This window comes from Micromonospora sp. NPDC049171, from assembly GCF_040648275.1.
Taxonomy (GTDB): domain Bacteria; phylum Actinomycetota; class Actinomycetes; order Mycobacteriales; family Micromonosporaceae; genus Micromonospora.
In genome coordinates this window covers 1-25,047 of the sequence record NZ_JBEZDJ010000014.1, presented here as the reverse complement: position 1 = coordinate 25,047, position 25,047 = coordinate 1, and the positions used below count along the sequence as shown (strand labels likewise).

The window sequence follows — 25,047 nt, the reverse complement described above, 5'->3', positions numbered from 1 at the left end:
ACATGCGTCGTCGACTGGTGATCAGCTACCTGCTGCTGATGGTGCTCGTCCTCATCGCGTTGGAGACGCCGTTGGCGGTCACCATGGCCAGTCGCGAAACCGAACAGGTCCGTGCCGACCGGCTCGCCGACGCGACCCGGTTCGCCTCGCTGGCCGGGCCGGCGCTGCGCGACGGTGGGCCGGGCCCGATCGAGTCGGAGCTGACCAGCTACGACAACCTCTACGCGATCGGTGCGGCGATCGTCGACCGGGACGGGAGCACATCTGTCGCGTCGCCGAGCTGGCAGCCCGGTGTGGGGGCCGCGTCGGTGCTGGACATGGCGCTGTCCGGGCAGCAGACCAGCGCCCCCGAGTTGGTGTGGCCGTGGACGACCGGCCCGGTGGTGGTGGCGGTGCCGATCAACGACGGTGGTGAGGTGCTCGGCGCGGTGGTGATCGTGACCCCCGCCGACCCGATCCGCCGGGCGGTCACCGTCTGGTGGTTGCTGCTCGCCCTGGCCGGCCTGCTCGCCGTGCTGGCCTGCGTGCTCACCGCGTTCGGGTTGGCCGGTTGGGTGCTGCGCCCGGTCACCGAGCTGGACGCGGTCACCCACGAGATCGCCGAGGGCGACCGGGGTGCCCGGGTGCAGCAGCGTCCGGGCCCGCCGGAGCTCCGTCGCCTGGCGGCCAGCTTCAACCACATGGCCGACGTGGTCTCCGACGTGATGGACCGGCAGCGTGCCTTCGTCGCGCACGCCAGCCACCAGCTGCGCAACCCGCTCACCGCGCTGCGGCTGCGGGTGGAGGAACTGGGCCCCAGCCTCACCGACCCGGAGGGCCGGGCCGAGCACCGGCTGGCCCTGGAGGAGACCGACCGGCTGGCGTTGGTGCTCGACGCGCTGCTGACCCTCGCCCGCGCCGAGCGGGAGGAGAACGAGCGGGTCACCGTGGACGCCGCCGCGGTGGCCGCGTCCCGGGTGGCCGCGTGGGCGCCGCTGGCCCGGCACCGTTCCGTCGCGTTGCGGCTGACCACCACCGACGCCCCGGCGTACGCCCAGACCGTGCCGACCGCCGTCGACCAGGCGCTGGACGCGCTCATCGACAACGCGGTGAAGTTCAGCGGGGCCGGCGGGGCGGTGACGGTGACCGTGGCCCGCCGCGACGACGGGGTGGCCCTGGAGGTGCGCGACTCCGGCCCGGGCATGACCGGGAGTCAGCTCGGCCAGGCGACCGAGCGGTTCTGGCGGGCGCCGGACGCGCAGAACGTGGACGGCGCGGGGCTCGGCCTGACCATCGCCGCCGTGCTGGTGGACGCGTCCGACGGTCGGCTCACCATGCGCCCGGGGGAGACGCGCGGGCTGGTGGCCGCCCTGTGGTTTCCCGCGCCGGAGCCGGAGCCGGAGCCCGCGCTGTCGGCGGAGCCGGTGGACGACGTGCCGGTCACCGACTGGCGGCCCACCCTGACGCGGTAGCACCCGCCGTCAGGGTTTGGCCTCCCGGTACCAGGCGGCGGCGCCGGGGTGCAGCGTCAGCGGCGCGGTGACGATCGCCGAGCGGGGGCTCATCCGCCCCGCCGCGGGATGCGCGGCGGCCAGCTCGGCCCGCCCGTCCATCAGCAGGCGGGTCACCTCCCGGACCAACGGTTCCGGCAGGCTGGCGCTGACGACCAGATAGTTCGGGTCGGCCACCGTGGTCACCGCGTCCACCCCGTACACGGAGCGGGGGATGTCCCGGGAGACGTAGACCTGGCCGTAGCACGAGCTCAGCTGCTCGGTCCACTCGCTGAGGTCCACGATCCGGGTGGCACGCTGCCGGGCCAGGTTCTCGATGCCCCACACCGGCAGCCCACCGGAGAAGAAGAACGCGTCGATCTGCCCGGAGCGCAGCGCCGTCACCGAGTCGTCCAGCCCGAGCCGCGTACGGCGTACCGTGTCGCCGTCGAGGCGGGCCACCTCCAGCAGCCGGGTCGCGGTGATCTCGGTGCCCGATCGGGGTGCGCCGACGGAGACTCGCCGGCCGCGCAGGTCGTCGAGCTTGCGCACCGGCCCTCCAGCCGTGGTGACCAGGTGCAGTTGGTCGTCGTACACCCGGGCGACCGCCTGGACCGAGGAGCTTCCCGCGGTGCTGGTGGGCAGGACGTCGGCCTGGGTGAAGCCCAGCTCCGCCCGGCCGGACTCGACAAGTTGGACGTTCTCCGCGGAGGCGGCGGTGATCACCACGCGAGCGTCGACGTCGGGCAGTTCCCGGTTGAGGATGGTCGCCAGCGACTGCCCGAACGCGTAGTAGACGGCGGTGGGGCTGCCGGTGGCGATCCGGATCAACATCGGCTCGGTGGGGGCGTCCTGGCAACCGGCGGAGCTCGCGGTCGCGGTCAGCAGCACCGTCAACAGGGCCGCCAGCCTCGCCCGGTGGCGCCGGGGCCGGCGGAATGAGGTACGTCTCACGCGATGCACTGTGCGCCGTCGGACCGGTGCGCGCAAGCTCCGTGCGGGCGGTGGGCCGGACGGGTGCGGCCCGCGCGCCGGTCAGCAGGCCGGGCGGGCCGGCTCCAGCTTCGCGTTGCTCAGGATCCGCGTCCGGTCCGGGCCGTCGGCCACGCTGACCAGGAAACAGCCGGTGCCCGCGCTCAGCCGGGCCGGAACGTCGAGCACGGCGGCGCTGCGGATCAGCACCGCCGCCAACTCCCGGTCGGTGAGCCGCACACCGAGGATGTGCCGGCGGACGTGTCGGCCGGCCGCCAGCAGGGCGGACCGCCAGGCCGCCGCCGCGAGTCGGGTCACCAACCGCCGGCGTGCCGGCGAGGCGCCGGGCAGCGGCCCACCGAGCAGCTCACGCCGCCCCTGCCACCAGCCCGCGTCCAACATCCGGGTGTACGTGCCGCGCTGCTCCTGGGGCACCCAGAGCCGGTGCAGCTCGTAGCGGCGGCGCAGACCCCCGACGGCGACCTCGTGGGTGACCGGGATGTCCAACCGGGCGAGCAACTGCCGCATCCGCTGCGCGGCGTCCTCCCGGTTGAACTCCACCCCGGGCAGGTGCGCGGGGAGCGCCGCGTTCGGTCGGGCGGCGGTCGGCGACGGTGTGCAGCGCAGCAGGCAGGCGGCCTCGAACGCGTCGCCCAGCGTCAGCCAGTCCAGCGGGGGTGGCGCCGCCGAGCGCGGCCGGTCGAGCAGGGCGGGTTCGCGGGTCAACGAAGGCTCCCTCGTCGGAGTCTGGGTTCCCCTACCGTGGCCGGTTTGCCGCCGTTACGGAACTCCTCCGGCCCAGCCTTGAGCAAATCTTGCGGCTGCCGCCCGCCGCTACAGGTCGGCGACCACCAGGTCCACCTGCCGCACCCGGCCGGGCGCGGTGGCCTGCTCCTCGACTGTGTGCTTCAACTCCCGCAGCGTGCCGACCAACTCCCTGGCGGAGCGCGGCCGGGCACCGGCGACGAGCAGGTCACGGACCAACCGGCCCTTGGTCGCCTTGTTGAAGTGGCTGACCACCGAGCGGACCGGCACGCCGTCGACCTCCCGTTCGTGCAGCACCCGCACGGTGACGGTCCGTTCGGCCAGCTCCCCGCGCGGCGTCCAGGTGGCCGCGTACGCGCCGGAGCGCAGGTCCAGCACCGGGCCCCGGCCGGCGGCGGCGTCCACCGCCGGTGCCAGCTCCCGACGCCAGTACGCCGACAACGCCCCGACACCCGGCAGGCGGGCGCCGATCGGACAGCGGTACGGGGGGATCCGGTCCGCCAGCCGCACCGCGCCCCACAGCCCGGAGCTGATCAGGATCGACCGGCGGGCCGCCCGCTGCGCCGCGACCGGCAACGACGCCAGCTCCAGCGCCTCGTAGAGCACCCCGGTGTAGAGCCGCTCGGCCGGAGCGGTGGCCGCCTCCCGCAGCCGGGCGTTGCGGCGCAGCTCGCCCCGCTGGCCCTCGCTGAGGCCGAGCGCCGCCCGCGCCGTCGCCTCGTCCGGTCCGGCGCTCAGCGTCACCAGCGCGTCCAGCACCCGCTCGCGGGCCGGGTTCAGCTCGGGCAGCGAGAGCCGCTCCGGGGCCCAGCGCCGCCCGGTGCCGGCGTCGACCTTGCCCTCCGAGGGCGGCAGCAGGATGAGCATCGGGGTCTCCTCGACGGGCGGGACGGCGGCCCGGCCAGCGTACGACCCGCCGTTACCGCCAGGGCCGCACCGGGGCCTTGGGGTGGTACACGCGATAGCCGCCGACCTCCCGGACCGGCGTGGTGTCGGCCCGGTCGGCGAGCAGTCGGCGCAGCCGCCGGTCCATCGGGGAGTCGACCTCCACCACGTAGCCCGGCCGTTCGGCCCGCCCCACCTGCCGCCAGTACGGGCGGTAGCGGTTCTGCCCGGGGGACAGGTCACCGTCGAGCACCGCGCAGATCACCGTCTCGTCCGTGTTGAAGATCAGTCGGTTGCAGGTCCAGTAGTCCCCGTACACCTGGTGGGGGCCGTTGGCGCGCAGCGCGGCGGCCAACTCCCGGGCCTGGCGCTCCTCGGTGCGCGACGCGGCGGTGCCGGTGGTCGCGAAGAGCACGGTGATCACCAGCGTGGTCGCGGCCAGGGCGACGAGCACGGCGGCGGACAGCGCGCCGGCAACCCGGCCGAGCACGCTGCTGGTGCCCCGCCAGGCGGTCAGCGCCGCCACCCAGAGCGGCCAGAGCACCGCCGGCAGCGACAGTTGCAGCACCGACAGGTAACGGGCGTTGTCCAGCGGGCTGGTCGCGGCGAGCGGACTGCGCACGTACGACAACAGGGTCAACGCCGCACCGGCGACAAGCGCGAGCTGCACGACCGGCCCGACCCGGTCCCCGCGTGGCCCCGCGGCCGCCCCGCGGTACGCGAGTGCCGCGAGCGCCGCGCCGACCACCAGCAGCACCGGGTACGCCACCCCGAACCACTGCTGCCAGCGTCCACAGCCCTCCACCGGGCAGAGCCCGTGTGCCAGCGGTACACCCTCCAGCAGGCCGCCTCGGATCCGGTCGGACCACGGCGGCGACGGACCGGCCTTGGTGCTGACCTCCCGGAACACGGTCAGCGAGTCCTCACCCGGCCCGGCGCGCAGGTTGTCGAGGACCATCGGCGCGATCCCGACCACGACCCCGGCCACCAGCAGCAGGCCGGACCAGCCGAGCAGTTCCCGCCGCACCGCCCACACCAGGGCGAGCCCGGCCACCGCCAGGTACGGCAGGATCAGCCAGTCCGACCAGGCGGCCAGCCCGACGAGCAGGCCGAACAGCGCGACGGCGAGCCGCCGACGGCGCACCGTGCCGGCCGCCAACCCCACTGTGATCAGCAGCATCAGCAGCACCGCCGGCTTCACCTCCGGTCGGCCACCGACGACGGTGAGCTGGTCGCGAACCACCCGCTCGCCGCCGAGCGCGAGCAGGCCGACGACGGCTGTGGCGAACCAGGGTGTGCAGAGCCGGCGGGTCAGCCGGTGGATCAGATAGAGGAACAGCGCGTACAGCACGAGCATCGGCAGCCGCAGCACCGGCCAGCTCGGCCCGGCCAGCGCCACCAGGGGCGCGGCCAGGTACGACTCCAACATCCCCATGTAGTGCTGGCCGTACAGGAAGACCGGGCGTTCCCGGCCCTGCCCGATGTGCAGCGCGGCGAGGCCGAAGGTGGCCTCGTCGCTGTTCGAGGCCGGCACCGTGAACAGCGTCAGAACCAGCCGATAACCGACGCCGGCCAGCCCGAACAGCAGCGCGACGAGCGCCGGTCGGTCGAGTCGTGGGCGCCAACGCCCACGGTGCTGCTCTGGATGCGACACGACCAACGCCCCCGTCGTCGTCCCGACCGGAGTGTTTCACGGACGGCGGGCGGGCCGGGCCGGATCGGCGCAGCCGGGATCGGCTCGCCTGGCCGGGGCGGATCGGCGCGGCCGGGATCGGCTCGCGTGGCCGTGTCTGCCGAGGTGTGGCAGGGTTGGCGCGTGCCACCCACTCCCGCCGGCCAGCTGGCCGTTCCGAACCTGCACCGGGCTGCGCGGATCGAGGACGCCGTGCACCAGCTCGTCCAGCGCCGGCTGCGGCGCACCGGCTGGCGGGTCAACATCGTCGCGTACACCGGTTATGGCGCCCCGGGCTGGGTGCGGGTGATGTGCCGGGTGTTGCTGGGCCGACCGGACACCCGGCAGCGGGGTCGGCTGGACAAGGTCCGTGGCTGGCGCAGCTTCACCACCCTGCCCAACAAGCACGTCACGGTGACCATCGAGGCCGGCGGGGTACGGCACGAGACGCAGGCCGACCGCAGCGGCTTCGTCGACACGCTCGTCGAGGCCGACCTGCCACCCGGCTGGGGCACGGTTCGGCTCAGCGTCCCGGACGCCGAGCCGGTCGACGCGCCGGTGCGCATCCTCGACCCGGAGGTCAAGTTCGGCATCATCTCCGACATCGACGACACGGTGATGGTGACCGCGCTGCCCCGGCCGCTGCTCGCGGCGTGGAACACGTTCGTCCTCGACGAGCACGCCCGCAACGCCGTGCCCGGCATGGCCGTGCTCTACGAGCGGCTGGTCACCGCGCACCCCGGCGCCCCGGTCTTCTACCTCTCCACCGGCGCGTGGAACGTGGCGCCCACCCTGACCCGGTTCCTGTCCCGACACCTCTACCCGGCCGGGCCGCTGCTGCTCACCGACTGGGGCCCGACCGCCGACCGCTGGTTCCGCAGCGGAATGGAACACAAACGGGTCACCCTGGCCCGGCTGGCCCGGGAGTTCCCCGACGTGCGTTGGCTGCTGGTCGGCGACGACGGCCAGCACGACCAGGAGATCTACCGGGAGTTCGCCGCCGCCCACCCGGAGAACGTCGCCGGGGTGGCGATCCGCCGGCTCTCCCCGACGCAGTCCGTGCTGGCCGGCACCCTGCCCGCCCCGGCCGGCCGCCCGTCGTCGGGGCCGGTGGGGCAGAAGTGGCTCTCCGCGCCGGACGGCGCCGGCCTGTGGCAACTGCTGCGCGACGCCAACCTGGTCTGACCGCCGGTCACGGGCCGCGACGGCCAGCCGCCGACGCCGGCCCGGCCTGACCGCCGCCGGGGTTGCCGCGCTGCGCTACGGTCCCACCCGAGCAGCCGCCGTGGGCGGCCGGAGCGGGGGTCGATGGTGCGATACGTGCAGCCACAGTTGGCGCCTGACGATCCCGTCCTGTTCACCCAGCGGGGATACCTTCCCTTTGGTGGAACGGTGTTCAGCGCCTACGGTGCTCTCCTCGTCCTCACCACCAGGCGCCTGCTCTTCGCTCCTGCTCGGATCTGGAAAATCCACAACCCTGGAGAGGCCTGGGTTCGCGCCAAGTCGATGAGCCTTCCGGACGTGACGGCCGCCGAACCCGCGTCCGGCGCGCGGTTGACGATCAGTTCCCGGTACGGCGACACCGTCTCCTTCTGCGCCATCCTCCCCACGGGTCCGGGCTTCGTCTGGCAGGCGCGCGACGCTGTTCCCTATCGGGACGAGACAGTTCGGCGGATCAGGCAGGCTATTCGCGAAGGGCTCTGATGCCGATGAGGAGTTGGGGTGCGTGGTTCGGCGGCCTGCTGCTGTGGGCCGTGTTCGGCTTCATGATGGTGATGTTCAGCAGGAATCCGGCGAACGGTTGGGGTGAGGTGTTGGTCTGACCGCCGATCCTGGCCGCCGCCCGGGTTGCCGTGCTGGGCTACGGTCCCATCCGACCCGCCTGGGCAGGAGTTGGGCGTGACGGTGGACGCGTGGCACGCCCGGCCGAGCCGAACGACGGCGACATGGACGAGGCCGCGTGCCTACCGGGCGAACAGACCGCCGTGTACGAGCGGCGCGGGCCGTTCTGGGGGGCGGCTGACGCAGTTCGCGGCCGGCCTCGTCGCCTCGATGCTGGCGCTGGACACCGTGCGGAGCTGCTACCCGGGCGTGGGAGTGTTCAAGTTCACCCCTGCCCTGCAGCCGGTGGAGGCGACGGTCCACGAGTGCCGCCGGGTCGGTCCGGTGAGCGGCGATGGGTTCGGCTACTGGTGGCACTGCGCGGTGACGGTCCAGACCCGCGACGGTCGCGAGGTGCGTACCGTGGTGTCGCGGAGAACCATGTCGATCATGGAGTTGTGGTGCCTGATTCGGTGCTGTGCGGGCGCTTTGCCACCCACCACAACTCCATGATCGACGAGGCGTAACGGGTTGAGCTGCTCAGGATCACGCGCTCGTGGGGACGGCTTCAGCGGATTAGCCCTGGCGCAGCCAGACGGCGCCGAGCGGCGGCACCTGGAGGGCGGCCGAGGCGACCATCCCGTGCCACGGCACGTCCTCGGCGCGTACCTGGCCCAGGTTGCCCACCCCGGAGCCGCCGTAGTGGTGGGCGTCGGTGTTGAGCACCTCCGTCCACGTGCCGCCGGCCGGCAGGCCGATCCGGTAGTCGTGCAGCGGCTGGGCGGAGAAGTTCGCCACGCACACCAGCGTCGAGCCGTCCGGGGCGATCCGGACGAACGACACGGTGTTGTTGGCGACGTCGTCGCCGGCGATCCACCGGAACCCGGCCGGGTCGGTGTCCTGTGCCCACAGCGCCGGGGTGTCCCGGTAGACCCGGTTCAGGTCGGCGACGAGGCGCTGCACGCCGGCGCGGGCCGGGTCGTGCAGCAAATACCAGTCGAGGCCGCGTTCCTCGCTCCACTCCCGGTCGTCGGCCAGCTCGGAGCCCATGAAGAGCAGTTGCTTGCCCGGGTGCGCCCACATGTACGCCAACAGCGCGCGCACGTTCGCCAACCGCTGCCAGGTGTCGCCGGGCATCTTGCCGGCCAGTGAGCCCTTGCCGTGCACCACCTCGTCGTGGCTGATCGGCAGCACGTAGTTCTCGCTCCAGGCGTACGCCAGGGAGAAGGTGAGCTGGTGGTGGTGGTGCTGGCGGTAGATCGGGTCCTTCGAGGTGTAGAGCAGGGTGTCGTGCATCCAGCCCATGTTCCACTTGAACCCGAAGCCCAGCCCGCCCTCGGCCGTCGTGCGGGTGACGCCGGGCCAAGCGGTGGACTCCTCGGCGATCATGACGACCCCGGCGTGGTGCTTGTAGACAGTCGCGTTCACCTCCTGCATGAGCGCGATGGCCTCCAGGTTCTCCCGACCGCCGTACTGGTTCGGGGCCCACTGCCCGTGCTCCCGGGAGTAGTCCAGGTAGAGCATCGAGGCGACGGCGTCCACCCGCAGCCCGTCGACGTGGAACTGGTCGCACCAGTAGAGCGCGTTGGCGACCAGGAAGTTGCGCACCTCGTTGCGGCCGAAGTCGAACACGTACGTACCCCAGTCGGGGTGCTCGCCGCGGCGCGGATCGGGGTGCTCGTAGAGCGGGGTGCCGTCGAAGCGCGCGAGGGCCCACTCGTCCTTCGGGAAGTGCGCGGGCACCCAGTCCAGGAGCACGCCGACGCCGGTGGCGTGCAGCCTGTCGACCAGGTACCGGAAGTCGTCCGGGTCACCGAACCGGGACGTCGGCGCGTAGTAGCCGGTGACCTGGTAGCCCCACGAACCACCGAATGGGTGCTCCATCACCGGCAGGAACTCCACGTGCGTGAAGCCCAGCTCGGTCACGTACGCGGTGAGCTGCTCGGCCAACTCGCGGTAGCCCAACCCGGGCCGCCACGAACCGAGGTGCACCTCGTAGACGCTCATCGGCTCCTGGTGCGGGCGCCGCTCGGCCCGCCGGGCCAGCCAGTCCGCGTCGTTCCACAGGTACGTCGAGTGGTGCACCACCGAGGCGGTGGCCGGCGGCACCTCGGCGTACGCGGCCAGGGGGTCGGCCTTGTCCCGCCACTGCCCGTCGGCACCCAGCACCCGGTACTTGTAGCGGGCACCGACCCGGGCGTTGGGGACGAACAGCTCCCACACGCCACTGGAGCCGAGTGACCGCATCGGCCAGCCGTCGTCGGGGGCCCAGCCGGTGAAGTCGCCGACCACCCGCACCCCGCGGGCGTTGGGCGCCCACACGCTGAACGCCACACCCTCGTCGAAGACCCGCGCGCCCAGCGCGTCCCACAGCCGCTCGTGCCGGCCCTCCCGGATCAGGTGCAGGTCCAGCTCACCGAGGGTCGGCGGATAGCGGTACGGGTCGTCGTGGGCGGTGCCGTCGACCTCCACCCGGTAGTCGAGCACGGTGCCGTCGACCTGGGCTTCGAAGACGCCCACGTCGTGCACCCGCTTCATCGGGTACCGCTCGTCGCCGACGAGCAGCACCACGTCCCCGGCGCCCCGACGCAGCGTGCGGATCGTCGTCGAGGAGTCGGCGGGGTGCGCGCCGAGCAGCGCGTGCGGGTCGTGCGTCGCGCCGGTGATCAGCTGGTCCATCTGTCGTCCTTCGGGGCGGCGTCGGTCGGTGCGGTACGGGACGAGCGGGCGGCAGCCGAGCGGGCGGCGGACAGCCGGGACGCCACAGTGGCCGGGGTCGTGGCGGCCGGGGCCGTGGTGGCCGGAGTCGTGGTGGCCGGGGCCGGGGCCGGGGTCGTGGTGGCCGGGGCCGTGGTGGCCGGGGCCGGAGTCGTGGTCGCCGGGGCCGGGGCCGTGGTGGCCGGAGTCGTCGGCGCGGTGCCGCCGGACAGGTCGTCCGGTACCTCGGCGACGGTGAGGTCCGCCGGTTCGACGCCCGTCGGCTGTGGCTCGGTCGGCGGGGTGGGCCGGCGCACGGTCAACACGTGCGCCGGTTGCAGGTACGGGTCGAGCCGCACCGCGTTGCGCTGACCCCAGTCGTAGCTGGTGCCGGTCAGCTCGTCGTGCACGGTGAACCGCTCGTGCCAGTCGAAGCCGAGCGCCGGCATGTCGAGGGTGGTGTTGCCCCACTGCACGATGCGCGGGTCGAACGAGCAGATCACGATGACGGTGTTGCCGGTGTCCGGGTCGTGCTTCGACCAGCACAGCAGCGCCGGGTTGTCGATCTCGTGGAAGACCAGGTTGCGGAGCTGGTGCAGGGCGGGGTTGTCGCGGCGTACCCGGTTGAGGGTCGCCAGGAACGGCGCCAGCGAGCGGCCCTGCGCCTCGGCGCCGGCCCAGTCGCGGGGGCGCAGCTCGTACTTCTCGTTGTCCAGGTATTCCTCCGCGCCCGGCCGGGCCACGTGCTCGAACAGCTCGTAGCCCGCGTACAGGCCCCAGGAGGGGGAGAGCAGTGCGGCCAGCACCGCCCGGATCTTGAACATCGGCGGGCCGCCGTGCTGCAACGACTCGTGCAGGATGTCCGGGGTGTTCGGCCAGAAGTTCGGCCGCATGTGGTCGGCCGACGCGACCAGTTCCTCGCAGTACTCCCGCATCTGCGCGGCAGTCGTGCGCCAGGTGAAATAGGTGTACGACTGGGTGAAGCCGATCTTGCCGAGCCCGTGCATGATGGCCGGCCGGGTGAACGCCTCGGCCAGGAACAGCACGTCCGGGTCGACGGACTTCACCTCGGCGATCAGCCAGTGCCAGAAGTCGAACGGCTTGGTGTGCGGGTTGTCGACCCGGAAGATCCGGATGCCCTCGCCCACCCAGTGCAGCACCACCCGCAGCACCTCGGCCCGGATGCCCTCCGGGTCGTTGTCGAAGTTGACCGGGTAGATGTCCTGGTACTTCTTCGGCGGGTTCTCCGCGTACGCGATGCTGCCGTCGGCCCGGGTGGTGAACCACTCCGGGTGCTCGGTCACCCACGGGTGGTCCGGCGCGCACTGCAACGCCAGGTCCATCGCCACCTCCAGGCCCTGCGCCGCCGCCGCCTGGACGAAGGCGCGGAAGTCTGCCGGCGTACCCAGATCGGGGTGGATCCTGTCGTGGCCGCCCTCGGCGGCGCCGATCGCCCACGGCGAGCCCACGTCGGTCGGCCCGGCGGTGAGCGCGTTGTTGCGGCCCTTGCGGTTGACCCGGCCGATCGGGTGGATCGGCGGCAGGTAGAGCACGTCGAAGCCCATCGCGGCCACCCCCGGCAGCCGCTCGGTGGCGGTGGCGAAGGTCCCGGACCGGTCCTGCGTCGCCCCCTCGGAGCGGGGGAAGAACTCGTACCAGGCCGAGTAGAGGGCCCGCTTGCGGTCCACCCAGATCGAGTACGTGCCACCGGTGGTGACCAACTCGCGCACCGGGTGCGCCCAGAGCAGGTCGGCCAGGGCCAGCGCCGGGCCGACCCGCTGCGGCAGCGGCAGGTCGGTGTCGACGAGCGCGGTGAGCGCGTCGGCGACCCGGGGCCGGTCGGCGGCCGGCACGAGGCCCCGGGCGGCAGTCAGCACCCGGGCGCCCTCGGCCAGGTCGTTCGCCAGATCCTCCGGCCCCTGCCCAGCGGCGATCTTCTTGGTCACCGCGTTCTGCCAGGTCAGGTACGGGTCCTGAAACGCCTCGACGGCGAAGGTCCACTCGCCCACCGCGTCCGGCGCGATGGTGGCGTGCCAGCGGTCCTGGCCGGGCTCGCCGGGGCGCATCCGGGTGAACGGCCGGCTCGCGCCGTCCGGACCAGCCCACACCACGTTGCAGCCCAGCGCGTCGTGCCCCTCCCGGTAGGCGCGGGCCGACACCGGGACCGGCTCGTCGACCACCGCCTTGGCCGGGTACCGCCCGCACGAGACGACAGGGGAGACGTCTTCGATCGGGAACCGTCCAGTCACCCCGCCAACCTACTGCGCGAGATCAGTTCGCGCGCGGCCAAGCCCGCCGGTCCGCCCCTCACCCCGGGGTCTCGCGTGAAGATCCACACGCGTTCCTTGAAACCGCGGTATCGAGGCGACCCGGATGCGGCGGTTTCCTGAAACCCGAGTGGATCTAGGCCGGGCGATGGCTACGCATCATGTGTGATGCACAGGGATCAGTGTCGCGTATCATATGTGACACGTGACAGGGGGTCGGGTATGCGGTTGAATAGCAAGGGCCAAGTCACCATTCCGGCAGCGTTGCGGGCCCAATACAACCTGCATGAGGGTGATGAGGTCGATGTGGTGGAGGAGGGCGGGGCCCTCCGCATCGTGCGCGTGCACGGTGCCGACACCCGGGGGGAGCGCCTCGTGCGCCACATGCGGGGCCGGGGGAGCGCCAAGGAGACCGAGCACATGTCCACCGAGGAGCTGATGGAGTTGCTGCGTGGTGAGTGATCGGCTCCGCGCGGTGCCGCCACGTCCGCCCGAGGCGGTGACGACCCTGGTCGACACCAACGTGCTGCTGGACATCCTGACCGATGACCCGAAGTGGGCGGAGTGGTCCGGGACCGCCCTCGCCGAGGCCCGTGACGCGGGCTATCTGGTGATCAACCCGATCGTGTACGCCGAGGTGTCGGTCCGCTTCGACCGCATTGAGGAATTGGACGAGGCGCTGCCGGCTGGGGACTTCCTTCGCGAGGAGCTTCCATACCTGGCAGGCTTCCTCGCAGGCAAGGCCTATGCGCGATATCGGAGGCTGGGCGGCGCGAAGCGGTCGCCGCTTGCCGACTTCTATATCGGCGCGCATGCGGCCGTGTGCCGTTACAACCTGCTGACCCGTGATGGGGCGCGATACCGCACGTACTTCCCGACACTGACGCTGACCACACCCGGCGACTGACCGCCCCCGGGCCCATGGCCGGGGCCATGGGCGCCGACCGCCGTCGAGATCCACACGGGTTCAATGAAAGCGCGGCATCGACGCGACCCGGATGCGGCGGTTTCCTGAAACCCGAGTGGATCTAGGCCGGCGAGGGGCGCGAACGGAGTCAGGCGGGCGGGTTCGGTGCCACGAACGACCCCTTGCCCTGGCGGGTGACGATCCAGCCTCGCTCCTCCAGAATCCGGAGCGCGTAACGCACTGGCCAGGCACTTGACTGGTACTGCTCGCGCATCTCGGCGATGGACGGCAGCTTGTCGCCGGGCTGCAGCGTGCTCGCCCGGATCGAAGCCGAAACGTCAGTGATGATCTGCTCGTAAAGCGGTGCCTGCGGCATGGCGGTGCCACCTCTCGTCAGCGCACCGATCTTCGCACCATGAGTGACACACCGTGCATGCTCTGTTGACTGTGAAGGCAGTGCCTTCTAAGTTGGGAGGCGACAGGGATCCTCTCGTCAGCAGCGGAGTGTCCCGAGCGGCCACGCCGGGGACATGCAACGGCTTCCCCGTGCGACCCGCCCCGACCTGCACCTTCCATCGCCCAGCACCGACCGACCACGACCACCACCCACCGACCATCTCCGTCGCGCCGCTAGGAGGCATAGTTGGACGAGCGTCTGCCGGAGGGGCCGCTGCCGCCCGCGTACCCGATTGCCGGTGCTCGGCCTCCGCAGCCGGACGGAGATCGGGTGCCCGGTCCGCCCCGGCCGACGCGGGCGCCGCTGACCCGGCGGCAGTACTCCTACGGCATCGCGATCGCGGTGGTCGTACTCCTGTTGTTTGTGGTGGGGGTGCTGCGGTGAGCGGGACGGGCCGGCGGTGAACGAGCTGCCGGTGGGTCGCCGGGTCGCGCAGTGGCGGGTACGGCGCAACATGACCCAGCAGCAGTTCGCCGACCGGCTGGGCAAGTCGAAGAGTTGGGTGGACAAGGTCGAGCGTGGGGTACGCCGGCTGGAGCGGGTGTCCAACCTTCGGGAGGTCGCCGAGACGCTCCGCATCGACGTGGAGGTTCTGCTGGCCACCCGGCCCCTGCGGCCGACTCCGGTCGCCGCCGGGGTGGATGGGATCCGGACGGCGCTGGCGCGCTATCACCTACGGGGCACGACCAGGCCGCCGTTGGTTGAGGAGTTGCGTGCCCGGCTGGACCACGCCGAGCAGAGTTATCGGCACGCCCGGTACCCGGCGTTGCTGGCACTGCTGCCCGGCCTGCTCGACGCCGCGCGCGAAGCGCAGGCCGCCCACCCCGGCGTGACCGACGCGCTGCTGGCTCGGGTGTACGCGCTCACGGCGCTGGTGCTGGTGAAGGTCGACCAGGGGGAGTTGGCCTGGCTGGCCGCCGACCGTGCGATGGCCGCCGCCCAGGCGACTGACGCTCCGCAGGTGGCCGCCGTCGCCACCGTGTCACTGAGTCAGGCTCTGCGGTCCCGTGGTCGACGACGGTCCGCCCTGGACGCGGCGCTCGTCGCCGCTGACCGCCTCGGTGCGTTCCGGGCCGGCGACGACTCGCCGGTCGTTTCATCGCTTCGGGGCACGCTACTGATCCAGGCCGCGCTCGCCGCTGCCGGCGGCAAAGACCACCATGGCACGCGTCGCGCGCTCGACCAGGCCACGGAGATCGCTGGGAAGCTCGGTGCGGACGGCAACGGGGCTGGCGGCGATAGCGGTACCGATGGCGCGGGCTTGGGCGGCGCGGGTTTTGGCGGCGCGGGCCTCGGCGGCGCGGGTTTTGGCGGCGCGGGCTTGGGTGGCGCGGGCTTGGGTGGCGCGGGTTTTGGCGGCGTGGGTTTTGGCCGGGCGGTGGTCGAGGCCGGCCGGGTGGTGGCCGAGGCGGCCCTTGGCGATGTCACCACGGCCACCGCTCGACACGAGCGGCTGGTGGCAGGCGAGGAGTGGCGGTGGCTGCCGCCCGAGCACCGTGCCGCGTACCTCCTCGATGTGGCCCGCGCGTACGCCCTGGCCGGCGACATGCTCCGGGCTGGCCGGACGCTTCTCGACGCGCAACGCGCCGCCCACAGCGAGGTGCACGACCGTCCGGCGGTACGAAAGCTGGTCGCCGTCGTGTGGCGGTCCGCCGACGCGCCCGCCGGCATCGTCCAGCTCGCCACCACCCTCGGCGTCGCCTGACGGGCGTCACCTGGCCGGCGCGCGATGGTGGCGTGCCCGGTCCGGGGGGAATCAGTCAGCGCGGTGGCCGTCGTCCCCGAGCACGGAGTCGACAAGTGCGGTCAGTCCCTCGTGCCACCGCGCTTCGGGCCAGTCGCGCAGGTGCTCGACCAGGTCGCTGCGGACGGCGGCGAGCAGGGCGTGGGCCAGGTAGTCCGCCGCCTGCGGGCCGCGTGCCTCCGCGACGAGGTCGGCCAGCAGGGCGTGCCAGTGGTCGTACGCCTCATTGCGGTACGGACTGCCGCCCCCGGCGCTCTCCAGCGCCAGCGTGAGCACCCGGTTGTCGAGCTTGAAGCGCAGCATGGCCCGCAGCAGGTCGACGGCCTGCTCCGCCGCCGGCCGGTCGGGTGACACCGCGAGCGCATCCCGCAACCGCAGTCCCCGTTGCTCGTAGAGGGCGCGGATGAGCCCGATGCGGTCGCCGAAGCGCCGGAACAGGGTGCCCTTGCCGACGCCGGCGGCGGTGGCGATGTCGTCCATCGACACCTGATCGGGGTCGGCGGCGGCGTCGAAGAGACGCCCGGCGGCGGCCAGCACCGACTCCCTGTTGCGTAGCGCATCGGCCCGCACCGGGCACCCCTCTCGCCAAACGGACTAGCGGTCCGTATAGTTTAAGCGGACCGGCGGTCCGAATCTTATCGCGACCGTCCCGGACGACGAAAGGACGATCATGTCGGACCACCCCACCGCCGTGTTCCATCGCGGCATGGAGCTGCTGCTCGCCAAGGACATGGCCGGCTTCATCGCGCTGTTTGCCGAGGATGCGGTGCTGGAGCTCCCGTTCGCACCGCCCGGCCAGCCGCGTCGGGTAGCCGGCCGCGCCGAGCTGCACGAGTACCTGATCAATTACCCCGCCCTGCTCGACGTCCGCGAGATCCGCGATCGAACCGTGCACGAGACCATGGACCCCGAGGTCATCGTCGTCGAGTTCGTCGCCTCCGGCTTCGTCGTCGCGACGGGTCGACCGTACGAGGTGCGCTACATCGCCGTCCTGACCATCCGGGACGGGCGGCTCGCGCACTATCGCGACTACTGGGATCCGATCGCCGCCCAGGAGCTGCTCGGTGGCGGCCTGGTGCGCTCATGATCCTGGTCATCGGTGGCACCGGGACCACCGGCCGTATCGTCGCCGCCACGCTTGCCGAGCGCGGTCACCCCACCCGGATCGCCAGCCGACGCCCCGCCACCGGAGGGGTCCGCTTCGACTGGCGCGACCCGACCACCCACCCGGACGCTCTGGTTGGCGTGCGCGCGATCTACGCCATCCCCCCGGTCGGCGAGGTCGACCCGGCACCGATCATGCTGCCCTTCCTGGAGCGGGCACGCGGCGCCGGTGTCCGCCGGGTGGTGCTGCTCAGCTCCTCGGCCGTCCCACCCGCCGAGCACGGACTGGGCCTGGTGCACGCACGCCTCGGTGAGCTGTTCGCGGAATGGGCGGTACTGCGGCCGTCCTGGTTCATGGAGAACTTCGTGGGTGAGCAGCCGTACGCGGTGAGCGCCCGCGACCATGGCGAGATCGTCAGCGCCACCGGCACCGCCCGGGTCGGCTTCGTCGATCCTGCCGACATCGCCGAGGTGGCGGTGCGGGCTCTCACGGACCCGACGCCGCACAACACCGACCACATCATCACCGGACCAGAGGCGCTGAGCTACGACGCTGTCGCCGCCGTCCTCACCGAGGTCGGTGGCCGGCCGGTCCGGCACCGGGCGATCGACCCGGCGGAACTGGCCGAACGCCACAGCGCGAACGGCATACCGCCGGACTTCGCCCGCTTCCTCGCGAGCCTGGACACGGCGATCGCGGCAGGCGCGGAGGACCGGACGACGTCGACCGTCGAAGATGTGACAGGTCGTACGCCACGATCCTTCCGGGACTTCTGCCGGGACCGCCTCCGCAACGACAGTCCAGGCTGACACCCGGTCGGCTGTCCGTGTCCCGTCCAGAGTTGGGGGACGCGGCCGTCGGGTGGCCCGCCGAGGCGGAGAGTGGGCCGGATCCCGGTGTTCTACCCGGACCAATCTCCAACGCGGCCGGTCGCCGCCCGGGCCCGCCACAGGCCGGCCTGAACGACACCGGCGTTGCGGTTTCATCCGGATACCGGTGTTTTATCCGGACGAAACCGCGCCTTGCCGGATCGCCGCCTGGACTCCGCCTCGGCACGACCGCCCTGATGAAACAGGCCTTAGTTGCGCCGGTGGTAGAGGTTGCGGCGGGGGAGCTGGTCGGGGTCGAGCCACGCCGGTGGGATGAATTCGGGGTGGCCGTCGCCTGCCATTCGCACGACCCAGTCGCTGTGGTGCAGGTGTCGGTGGTGGTGGCCGCAGAGCAGCACAGCATTGTCGAGGCTGGTCGGGCCGCCGTCGGCCCAGTGCCGGATGTGGTGGCCGTCGCACCAGCGCGGTGGTCGGTCGCAGCCGGGGAACGCGCAGCCCCGGTCTCGGAGCACCAGGGCTCGTCGTAGCGGCCCGGTGACGAGTCGGCGTTGCCGGCCGACGTCGAGGGGTTGGCCGGAACCACCGAGGACGGCCGGCAGGACCGCCGCGTCGCAGGCGAGCCGACGCACGGCCTCGGGGGTGAGGTGTGCGCCGATGTCGAGAGCGCCGGTGCCCAACTGCCGGGCCAACCCGTCGTAGCTGGTGGTGACGACGACCTGGGCGACGTCTCCGCCGTTCTCGGGTAGCTCGCCGGTGCGCAGGGCCAGCCGGCACACGTCGGCGAGGGCGTCGTGCCGGCGTTGGCCTGGGGTGCGGGTGTCGTCGGGGCCGGTGGGTGCGGTGAGCGGGTCGATGGCGGCGCGCAGCACGGCGGCGGCCTCGGTGTCGAGGATGCCGGCGAGGCGCAGCCGACCGTCGGGCTGCTCGCTGATGGTGACGTGCCGGTCGCGGGCGGCCCGCGACTCCTGTGCCCGCAACGCGGCCTCGGCTGCGGCGTCGGCGACCTCCGGGGCGACGTGGTCGAGGATGCGGGTGCCGAGTTTGCGCAGCAGGGTGGCGTCGAACTGTGTTGCCCAGTCGACGAGGACGCCGACGGCCTTGTCCGCGGCCTCCGGGCCGGCGCTGGCCTGGACTGTCTCGACGGTGCCGGCGATGACCCGGACCTGCTCCACGTCGACCGCACCACCGGCCAGAGCGTCCCGCACGCCGGCCGGGGCGGCATCGAGTGCAGCGGCCAGCTCGACCAGACGACGGGCCGCGCCGACCCCGAGCCGCAACCGATCCCGCAGCCAGACCGCCGTGGAGGAGGCGCCCCGCGCGGTCGCGGTGCCTCGGCCGTCCAGCTCCCGGATCAGGGTCAGCTTCACCGCGGCCAGCCGTTGCTCGACGCGGTGTGTGGCGTCCAGCGCCGCCACGAGGTCGTGCTCGGAGGCGGCCCAGGCGGGCGTGTCGAAGCAGGCCGCCACCGCGGCCTCGGCCTGCTCCAACGCATCGATCACGATGGGAAGACTGGCACAGGTGTACGACATTTTTGGCGCTGTTGATGGTGCGGTCGCAGTGGATCACCGAATCGGAGGTGACGTAGCCTCCGGCCATGGTCGAACGGGTGCGGGTCGCGGTCGTTGGCGTCGGTAACAACACGTCGGCATTGGTGCAGGGGCTTGCTCTCTACCGCCAGAGCGGCAGTCTGGTCGGCATCCGCAGGCCGATGATCGACGGGCTCGGGGTGGGGGACATCGACGTCGTGGCGGCCTTCGCCACCTCCGAGGAGAAGATCGGTCGGGACCTGACCGAGGCGATCTTCCTGCCGCCCAACAATTTCCTCCGGCTCAACTGCGACCTACCCAGAGCAGGCGTACCCGTCACGAAGGGCCTTGTCGACGCGACGGAGGTGGAACGGGTAGCGGCGGCGCTGGCCGGGGCGGAAGTGCTGCTCTACTCGGCGCCGAGTGGGCGGCCGCACACGGCACGGGCGTACGCGCAAGCAGCGCGCACAGCGGGTGTCGCCTTCATCAACACCACGTCCGACCCGGTCGCCCGCGATCCGGACGTGCTGCACAGGTTCGAGGAGGCGGGCCTGCCGCTGCTGGGCGACGACCTGGCCAGCCAGTTCGGCACCTCGGTGCTGCACAACGCGCTGCTGCGGCTCCTTCAGGAGCGGGGCCTCACCCTGGTCAGCTCCTACCAGGTCAATCTGGGCGGCACCGAGGACTTCCGCAACCTGGTCGACAACCCCAACACCAAGAAGCAGTCCAAGCTCAACGCCCTGTCGGAAGGCCACCCCGCCGGCCACGCCGCCGACCGACCCTCCGCCGGCCAAAGCGCCACGGAACAACGGACCGCCGGCACGGTCGAGGTCGCTCCGCTCGGCTACCTACCGCACCTCGCGTCGCAGAAGGTGGCGCACCTGAACATCGAGGCGCAGGGCTGGGGTGAGACGGCGGTGAGCCTCGACGTGAAGCTGAAGGTGCATGATCCGAGCGGCGCGGCCGGGGTCAACATCGACCTGATCCGCATCGCGGCGAGCGCGCTCCGCGACGGGCGTGGCGGTCACTCCGCCGAGGCGACTCCGTTACTCAAGTCCCCGCCGGGGACGGCGATCTGAGGCCGGTGGTGAGCAGGCGTTCGATCCGGGCGAACTCGGCGGTCATCTCCGGGGTGGCGAGGAAGTCGTCGAGATCGGCCGAGACCTGGAAGTCGACCTCCTCGACGGAGCGGATGGCCAGCTCGTACAGCTCCCCGCGCTGGTCCTCCTCCAGGTAGGTGGTCCAGTGTTCGAGCGCGGTGATGACGATCAGGAGCCCCTGATCCAGGTCGCCGTCGGCGAGGACGCCCGCGTCGATCCGCTCCAGCTGTGCGCGTAGCTCCGTCGCGCTGGCCGTGCGGACGTTTTCCCGGGCGGTGGCCAGTGCCGCCCACGCGTCCTCGTCCAACTCGTCGTCCGCGGCGGTGTCGAGCAGGTCGCTGCGGACCAGCCGGGTGACCGTGTCGAGGCCGAAGGCGCGCAGCTCGTCCTCACCGGCCGCGACTACCAGACGGAGGATCGCCGCTTCGAGTTCGTCGTACCGCATGTCGCCGGCCGCCTCAGCCCGCGGAGCCCGTGAAGCCAGCGGAGCCCGCGCCGACGGAGCGGTACACGTCGAGGGTCTGACCGGCGATGGCGTCCCAGGAGAAGTGGTCCACCGCGCGCTGGCGGCCGGCCAGGCCGAACCGCTCGGTACGTGCCGGATCGGCGAGCAGCGTGTTGATCGCCGCCGCCAGGTCGGCGACGAACTTCTCCGGCTCCAGCGGAGTCCCGGAGCCGTCGGTGGCCTGCTCGATGGGGACCAGCAGGCCGGTCTCACCGTCGGCCACCACCTCCGGGATGCCGCCGGTCGCCGTCGCCACCACCGCCGTCTCGCAGGCCATCGCCTCCAGGTTGACGATGCCCATCGGCTCGTACACCGAGGGGCAGACGAAGACGGTGGCGTGGGTGAGCACCTGGATCACCTCGGGCTTGGGCAGCATCTCGGCCACCCAGACCACGCCGGAGCGCGTGGCCCGCAACTCGGCCACCAGGTCCGCCACCTCGGCGGCGATCTCCGGAGTGTCCGGCGCTCCGGCGAGGAGCACGAGCTGGGTGTCGGCCGGCAGCTCCCGGGCGGCCCGCAACAGGTAGGGCAGCCCCTTCTGCCGAGTGATCCTTCCCACGTAAACGACGCTGGGTCGGGACGGGTCGACGCCGAGCCGGTCCAGCACGTCGGTGCCGGCGTCCGGGGCGTACTGGATGGTGTCGATGCCGTTGTAGACCACCCGGACCCGGTCCGGGTCGATCTGCGGGTAGGCGGTGAGCACGTCGTTGCGCATCCCGCCACTGACCGCGATCACCGCGTCGGCGGCCTCCATCGCGGTGCGCTCGATCCAGGAGGAGAGCGCGTAGCCGCCGCCGAGCTGCTCGGCCTTCCACGGCCGCAGCGGCTCCAGGCTGTGCGCGGTCACCACGTGCGGCACCCCGTGTAGCAGCTTCGCGGTGTGCCCGGCCAGGTTGGCGTACCAGGTGTGGCTGTGCACGACGTCGGCGCCGGCCGCGCCGGCGGCCATCTCCAGGTCGACGCCCATCGTGCGCAGCGCGGCGTTCGCGCCGGTCAGGCCGGGCGGTTCGGGGTACGCGGTGACGCCCGGCTCGGTGCGCGGCTGACCGAAGCAGTGCACCCGCACGTCGGCGCGGCGGCGCAACTCCCGGGCGAGGTACTCGACGTGCACCCCGGCACCGCCGTAGACCTCCGGCGGGTACTCGCGGGTGAGCAGATCGACGCGCAGCGGGGTGGGTTCCGTCATGACCCCGCACCCTAATGCAGAAGAGTCTCCGTACGAGTGGTGAAGTGCGACGCGGGTGGATAGCGTCGGGGCATGGCTGCCAAGGTGCTCGCGATCGTCCTGGCGGGTGGGGAGGGCAAGCGCCTGATGCCACTCACCACGGACCGGGCCAAGCCGGCCGTCCCGTTCGGCGGGATGTACCGCATGGTCGACTTCGTCCTCTCCAACCTGGCCAACGCCGGCTATCTCAAGATCGTCGTGCTGACCCAGTACAAGTCCCACTCCCTCGACCGACACATCACCAAGACCTGGCGGATGTCCACGCTGCTCGGCAACTACGTCACCCCGGTGCCCGCGCAGCAGCGGCGTGGCCCGTGGTGGTTCGCCGGCTCGGCCGACGCCATCTACCAGAGCTTCAACCTGATCCACGACGAGCAGCCCGACTACGTGATCGTCTTCGGCGCCGACCACATCTACCGGATGGACCCGCGGCAGATGGTGGAGGACCACATCGCCTCCGGCGCCGCGGTCACCGTCGCCGGCATCCGCCAGCCGCTGTCGATGGCCGACCAGTTCGGCGTCATCGAGGTCGGCGAGGACGGCAAGCGGATCCGGGCGTTCCGCGAGAAGCCCACCGACGCGGTCGGTCTGCCGGACGCCCCCGACGAGATCTACGCCTCGATGGGCAACTACGTGTTCACCACCCGCGCGCTGTGCGAGGCGGTCGAGCGTGACGCGGAAGACAAAACCAGCAAGCACGACATGGGCGGCAGCATCATCCCGATGCTCGTCGAGCGGGGCGAGGCGAACGTCTACGACTTCCGCGACAACGAGGTGCCGGGCAGCAACGACCGCGACCGCGGCTACTGGCGCGACGTGGGGACCCTCGACTCGTTCTACGACGCGCACATGGATCTGATCAACGTGCACCCCGTGTTCAACATGTACAACTTCGAATGGCCGATCTACACCGAGCAGCCGCCGTGGCCACCGGCGAAGTTCGTCCACCAGTGGGGTGAGCGGGTCGGCCGGGCGGTCGGCTCGATGGTCTCCCCGGGTGTGGTGATCTCCGGTTCGCTCGTCGAGAACTCGATCGTGTCACCAAAGGTGCGGGTGCACTCCTGGGCGCACGTCGAGGGCTCCGTGTTGATGGAGGGTGTGGAGATCGGCCGGCACGCGGTCGTCCGGCGGGCCATCCTGGACAAGAACGTGTTCGTCCCGGAGGGCGCCGAGATCGGCGTCGACCTGGAGAAGGACCGGCAGCGCTACACCGTGTCCGACAATGGCATCGTGGTGATCGGCAAGGGCCAGAAGGTCGTACCGTGACCGAGCCGCACTCCCCGAGGAGGTTCCCGCAGTGACCCACCCCCGTGCCGGCCAGCTCGCCGAGCCCGCCGACCTGGTCGACGTGCCGCGCCTGGTGACCGCCTACTACGCCGAGCATCCGGACCCAGCGGACCCGGCGCAGCAGGTCTCCTTCGGCACCTCCGGCCACCGCGGCTCCAGCCTGCGCAACGCGTTCAACTCCGACCACATCCTGGCGGTCACCCAGGCGCTCTGCGACTACCGCCGCGAGCAGGGCCTGGACGGGCCGCTGTTCCTCGCCCGGGACACCCACGCGCTGTCCGCCCCGGCCGCCGTGGACGCCCTGGAGGTGCTCGCCGCCAACGGGGTCACCGTGCTCGTCGACAGCCGCGACGGCTACACCCCGACGCCGGCGCTGTCGCACGCGATCCTCACCCACAACCGGGGGCGGACCAGCGGGCTCGCCGACGGCATCGTCATCACCCCGTCGCACAACCCCCCGGACGACGGCGGCTTCAAGTACAACCCCACGAACGGCGGGCCGGCCGACACCGACGTCACCCGGTGGATCCAGGACCGCGCCAACGCGATCCTCGCCGCCGGGCTCAAGGAGGTCCGCCGGATCACCTACGCGCGGGCCCGGGCCGCGGACACCACCGGGGAGTACGACTTCCTCGCGCACTACGTCGACGACCTGCCCGCGGCGATCGACATCGACGCGATCCGCGACGCCGGGATCCGGATCGGCGCGGACCCGCTGGGCGGGGCGAGCGTGGCGTACTGGGGGGAGATCGCCGAACGGCACCGACTGGACCTGACCGTGGTCAACCCGAACGTCGACCCGACCTGGCGGTTCATGACGCTGGACGGCGACGGCAAGATCCGGATGGACTGCTCCTCGCCCAACGCGATGGCGTCCCTGATCGCCGCCCGCGCCGACTACCAGATCTCCACCGGCAACGACGCGGACGCCGACCGGCACGGCATTGTCACCCCCGACGCCGGCCTGATGAACCCCAACCACTACCTGGCGGTGGCGATCGGGCACCTGTTCCGGACGCGTACCGCATGGGGTCCGGACGCCGCCGTGGGCAAGACGCTCGTCTCCTCGTCGATGATCGACCGGGTCGCCGCTGACCTGGGTCGGCCGTTGCTGGAGGTGCCGGTCGGCTTCAAGTGGTTCGTGCCCGGCCTGCTGGACGGCGCGGTCGGCTTCGGCGGTGAGGAGAGCGCGGGGGCGTCGTTCCTGCGCCGGGACGGCTCCACCTGGACCACCGACAAGGACGGTCTGCTGCTCTGCCTGCTCGCCGCCGAGATCCTGGCGACCACCGGGCGCAGCCCGAGCGAGCACTGGGCCGAGCTGGCCGAGCGGTTCGGCGCACCCGCGTACGCCCGGATCGACGCACCGGCCACCCGGGAGCAGAAGGCCGTGCTCGCCAAGCTCTCCCCGGAGCAGGTGACGGCGACCGAGCTGGCCGGCGAGCCGATCACCGCGACGTTGACCACCGCGCCCGGCAACAACGCCCCGATCGGCGGCCTGAAGGTGAGCACGAAGTCCGGCTGGTTCGCCGCGCGCCCGTCTGGCACGGAGGACGTCTACAAGATCTACGCCGAATCCTTCCAGGGCCCCGACCACCTCAAGCAGATCCAAGAAGAAGCCAAAAACCTGGTAGACCAAGCCCTAACCCCCTAACAACGCCCCCACCCCCGCCCCCACCCCACCCCAACCCCCTCCCACCCACCCCACCCGGCCACCCCCCGTTGGGTGTGTGTTATTTTGAGCCCCCCCCCGCGGGGGGGGGGAAAAAAGAAACAAACCACGCGCCCGCGCGGACGACCGCGGCGCGCACCGGCG

General features: G+C 71.9%; 23 protein-coding genes and 1 pseudogene. 13 read left to right on the top strand and 11 right to left on the bottom strand.

Going from position 1 to position 25,047, the window contains the following annotated elements:
• The first annotated feature begins 2 nt into the window (after nt 1-2).
• Nucleotides 3-1,451, top strand: a complete 1,449-nt coding sequence (locus AB0B14_RS18785; protein WP_357523222.1) for an ATP-binding protein — start codon at nt 3-5, stop codon at nt 1,449-1,451.
• Between the two features lie 9 nt (nt 1,452-1,460).
• Here AB0B14_RS18785 and AB0B14_RS18780 read toward each other — a convergent pair whose 3' ends face one another.
• The 4 genes from AB0B14_RS18780 to AB0B14_RS18765 form a co-directional block, all read right to left on the bottom strand.
• Nucleotides 1,461-2,378 (bottom strand): TAXI family TRAP transporter solute-binding subunit, encoded by a 918-nt coding sequence (locus tag AB0B14_RS18780; protein ID WP_357065616.1) that lies wholly within the window; start codon nt 2,376-2,378, stop codon nt 1,461-1,463.
• A gap of 126 nt (nt 2,379-2,504) precedes the next feature.
• Entirely contained in the window at nt 2,505-3,167 is a 663-nt protein-coding gene (locus AB0B14_RS18775; RefSeq protein WP_357065528.1) for a hypothetical protein, read from the bottom strand.
• A gap of 108 nt (nt 3,168-3,275) precedes the next feature.
• Entirely contained in the window at nt 3,276-4,073 is a 798-nt protein-coding gene (yaaA, locus tag AB0B14_RS18770; protein ID WP_357523220.1) for a peroxide stress protein YaaA, read from the bottom strand.
• A 52-nt stretch (nt 4,074-4,125) separates the two neighbouring features.
• Nucleotides 4,126-5,745 carry a hypothetical protein gene (locus AB0B14_RS18765; RefSeq protein ID WP_357523218.1) on the bottom strand — a complete coding sequence of 540 codons (1,620 nt, stop codon included), beginning with the start codon at nt 5,743-5,745 and terminating at the stop codon, nt 4,126-4,128.
• Between the two features lie 162 nt (nt 5,746-5,907).
• On the opposite strand from AB0B14_RS18765, the gene AB0B14_RS18760 reads away from it, so the two are divergent.
• The 3 genes from AB0B14_RS18760 to AB0B14_RS18750 all read left to right on the top strand — a co-directional run bounded on the left by AB0B14_RS18760 (nt 5,908) and on the right by AB0B14_RS18750 (nt 8,097).
• On the top strand, nt 5,908-6,948 hold the full coding sequence (locus AB0B14_RS18760; protein WP_357065533.1) for a phosphatase domain-containing protein: 1,041 nt from the start codon (nt 5,908-5,910) through the stop codon (nt 6,946-6,948).
• Between the two features lie 135 nt (nt 6,949-7,083).
• Nucleotides 7,084-7,467 (top strand): hypothetical protein, encoded by a 384-nt coding sequence (locus AB0B14_RS18755; protein ID WP_357523216.1) that lies wholly within the window; start codon nt 7,084-7,086, stop codon nt 7,465-7,467.
• A gap of 102 nt (nt 7,468-7,569) precedes the next feature.
• Nucleotides 7,570-8,097 carry a DUF6346 domain-containing protein gene (locus AB0B14_RS18750; RefSeq protein WP_357523214.1) on the top strand — a complete coding sequence of 176 codons (528 nt, stop codon included), beginning with the start codon at nt 7,570-7,572 and terminating at the stop codon, nt 8,095-8,097.
• A 63-nt stretch (nt 8,098-8,160) separates the two neighbouring features.
• Here the strand turns inward: AB0B14_RS18750 and glgB are convergent, their stop codons facing one another.
• Both glgB and AB0B14_RS18740 read right to left on the bottom strand, forming a co-directional pair.
• On the bottom strand, nt 8,161-10,263 hold the full coding sequence (glgB, locus tag AB0B14_RS18745) for a 1,4-alpha-glucan branching protein GlgB (RefSeq protein ID WP_357523212.1): 2,103 nt from the start codon (nt 10,261-10,263) through the stop codon (nt 8,161-8,163).
• A gap of 218 nt (nt 10,264-10,481) precedes the next feature.
• Nucleotides 10,482-12,530, bottom strand: a pseudogene (locus AB0B14_RS18740) (maltotransferase domain-containing protein); the annotation flags it as partial.
• A 240-nt stretch (nt 12,531-12,770) separates the two neighbouring features.
• Here AB0B14_RS18740 and AB0B14_RS18735 point away from each other — a divergent pair.
• Together AB0B14_RS18735 and AB0B14_RS18730 are read left to right on the top strand one after the other, a co-directional pair.
• Nucleotides 12,771-13,010 (top strand): AbrB/MazE/SpoVT family DNA-binding domain-containing protein, encoded by a 240-nt coding sequence (locus AB0B14_RS18735; protein WP_357065541.1) that lies wholly within the window; start codon nt 12,771-12,773, stop codon nt 13,008-13,010.
• Nucleotides 13,003-13,455, top strand: a complete 453-nt coding sequence (locus AB0B14_RS18730; RefSeq protein WP_357065543.1) for a type II toxin-antitoxin system VapC family toxin — start codon at nt 13,003-13,005, stop codon at nt 13,453-13,455. Before AB0B14_RS18735 ends, AB0B14_RS18730 begins: the two co-directional genes overlap by 8 nt.
• A 148-nt stretch (nt 13,456-13,603) precedes the next feature.
• Here AB0B14_RS18730 and AB0B14_RS18725 read toward each other — a convergent pair whose 3' ends face one another.
• Nucleotides 13,604-13,831 carry a winged helix-turn-helix domain-containing protein gene (locus AB0B14_RS18725; protein WP_357065546.1) on the bottom strand — a complete coding sequence of 76 codons (228 nt, stop codon included), beginning with the start codon at nt 13,829-13,831 and terminating at the stop codon, nt 13,604-13,606.
• A 267-nt stretch (nt 13,832-14,098) separates the two neighbouring features.
• Between AB0B14_RS18725 and AB0B14_RS18720 the strand changes: the two genes are divergently transcribed.
• The gene (locus AB0B14_RS18720) at nt 14,099-14,296 is read left to right on the top strand and encodes a hypothetical protein (RefSeq protein ID WP_357065549.1); all 198 of its coding nucleotides are present in this window, start codon (nt 14,099-14,101) and stop codon (nt 14,294-14,296) included.
• A gap of 16 nt (nt 14,297-14,312) precedes the next feature.
• A complete protein-coding gene (locus AB0B14_RS18715; RefSeq protein ID WP_357523210.1) occupies nt 14,313-15,617 on the top strand; it encodes a helix-turn-helix domain-containing protein in 1,305 nt (434 codons plus the stop codon).
• Between the two features lie 51 nt (nt 15,618-15,668).
• On the opposite strand, the gene AB0B14_RS18710 is transcribed toward AB0B14_RS18715, so the two are convergent.
• Nucleotides 15,669-16,226 carry a helix-turn-helix domain-containing protein gene (locus AB0B14_RS18710; protein ID WP_357523209.1) on the bottom strand — a complete coding sequence of 186 codons (558 nt, stop codon included), beginning with the start codon at nt 16,224-16,226 and terminating at the stop codon, nt 15,669-15,671.
• A gap of 100 nt (nt 16,227-16,326) precedes the next feature.
• Here AB0B14_RS18710 and AB0B14_RS18705 point away from each other — a divergent pair, with 100 nt between their 5' ends.
• Both AB0B14_RS18705 and AB0B14_RS18700 read left to right on the top strand, forming a co-directional pair.
• Nucleotides 16,327-16,743 (top strand): nuclear transport factor 2 family protein, encoded by a 417-nt coding sequence (locus tag AB0B14_RS18705; RefSeq protein WP_357523207.1) that lies wholly within the window; start codon nt 16,327-16,329, stop codon nt 16,741-16,743.
• Complete coding sequence (locus tag AB0B14_RS18700; protein ID WP_357523205.1) at nt 16,740-17,570, top strand: NAD-dependent epimerase/dehydratase family protein; 831 nt, start codon at nt 16,740-16,742, stop codon at nt 17,568-17,570. Before AB0B14_RS18705 ends, AB0B14_RS18700 begins: the two co-directional genes overlap by 4 nt.
• Before the next feature lie 269 nt (nt 17,571-17,839).
• Here the strand turns inward: AB0B14_RS18700 and AB0B14_RS18695 are convergent, their stop codons facing one another.
• Nucleotides 17,840-19,090: a DUF222 domain-containing protein gene (locus AB0B14_RS18695; protein ID WP_357523203.1), complete on the bottom strand. Its 1,251-nt coding sequence runs from the start codon at nt 19,088-19,090 to the stop codon at nt 17,840-17,842.
• Nucleotides 19,091-19,185: 95 nt separating this feature from the next.
• On the opposite strand from AB0B14_RS18695, the gene AB0B14_RS18690 reads away from it, so the two are divergent.
• Nucleotides 19,186-20,196, top strand: coding sequence for an inositol-3-phosphate synthase (locus AB0B14_RS18690; RefSeq protein WP_357077487.1), 1,011 nt, complete (start codon nt 19,186-19,188; stop codon nt 20,194-20,196).
• On the opposite strand, the gene AB0B14_RS18685 is transcribed toward AB0B14_RS18690, so the two are convergent.
• Both AB0B14_RS18685 and glgA read right to left on the bottom strand, forming a co-directional pair.
• A complete protein-coding gene (locus AB0B14_RS18685; protein ID WP_357523201.1) occupies nt 20,168-20,662 on the bottom strand; it encodes a hypothetical protein in 495 nt (164 codons plus the stop codon). The two genes, AB0B14_RS18690 and AB0B14_RS18685, sit on opposite strands and share 29 nt — an antisense overlap.
• Nucleotides 20,663-20,675: 13 nt before the next feature.
• The gene (glgA, locus tag AB0B14_RS18680; protein ID WP_357523199.1) at nt 20,676-21,908 is read right to left on the bottom strand and encodes a glycogen synthase; all 1,233 of its coding nucleotides are present in this window, start codon (nt 21,906-21,908) and stop codon (nt 20,676-20,678) included.
• Between the two features lie 72 nt (nt 21,909-21,980).
• Between glgA and glgC the strand changes: the two genes are divergently transcribed.
• Both glgC and pgm read left to right on the top strand, forming a co-directional pair.
• Nucleotides 21,981-23,213, top strand: coding sequence for a glucose-1-phosphate adenylyltransferase (gene glgC, locus AB0B14_RS18675; protein ID WP_357523197.1), 1,233 nt, complete (start codon nt 21,981-21,983; stop codon nt 23,211-23,213).
• Nucleotides 23,214-23,244: 31 nt separating this feature from the next.
• Nucleotides 23,245-24,885, top strand: a complete 1,641-nt coding sequence (gene pgm / locus AB0B14_RS18670; protein WP_357523195.1) for a phosphoglucomutase (alpha-D-glucose-1,6-bisphosphate-dependent) — start codon at nt 23,245-23,247, stop codon at nt 24,883-24,885.
• Nucleotides 24,886-25,047: the final 162 nt, after the last annotated feature.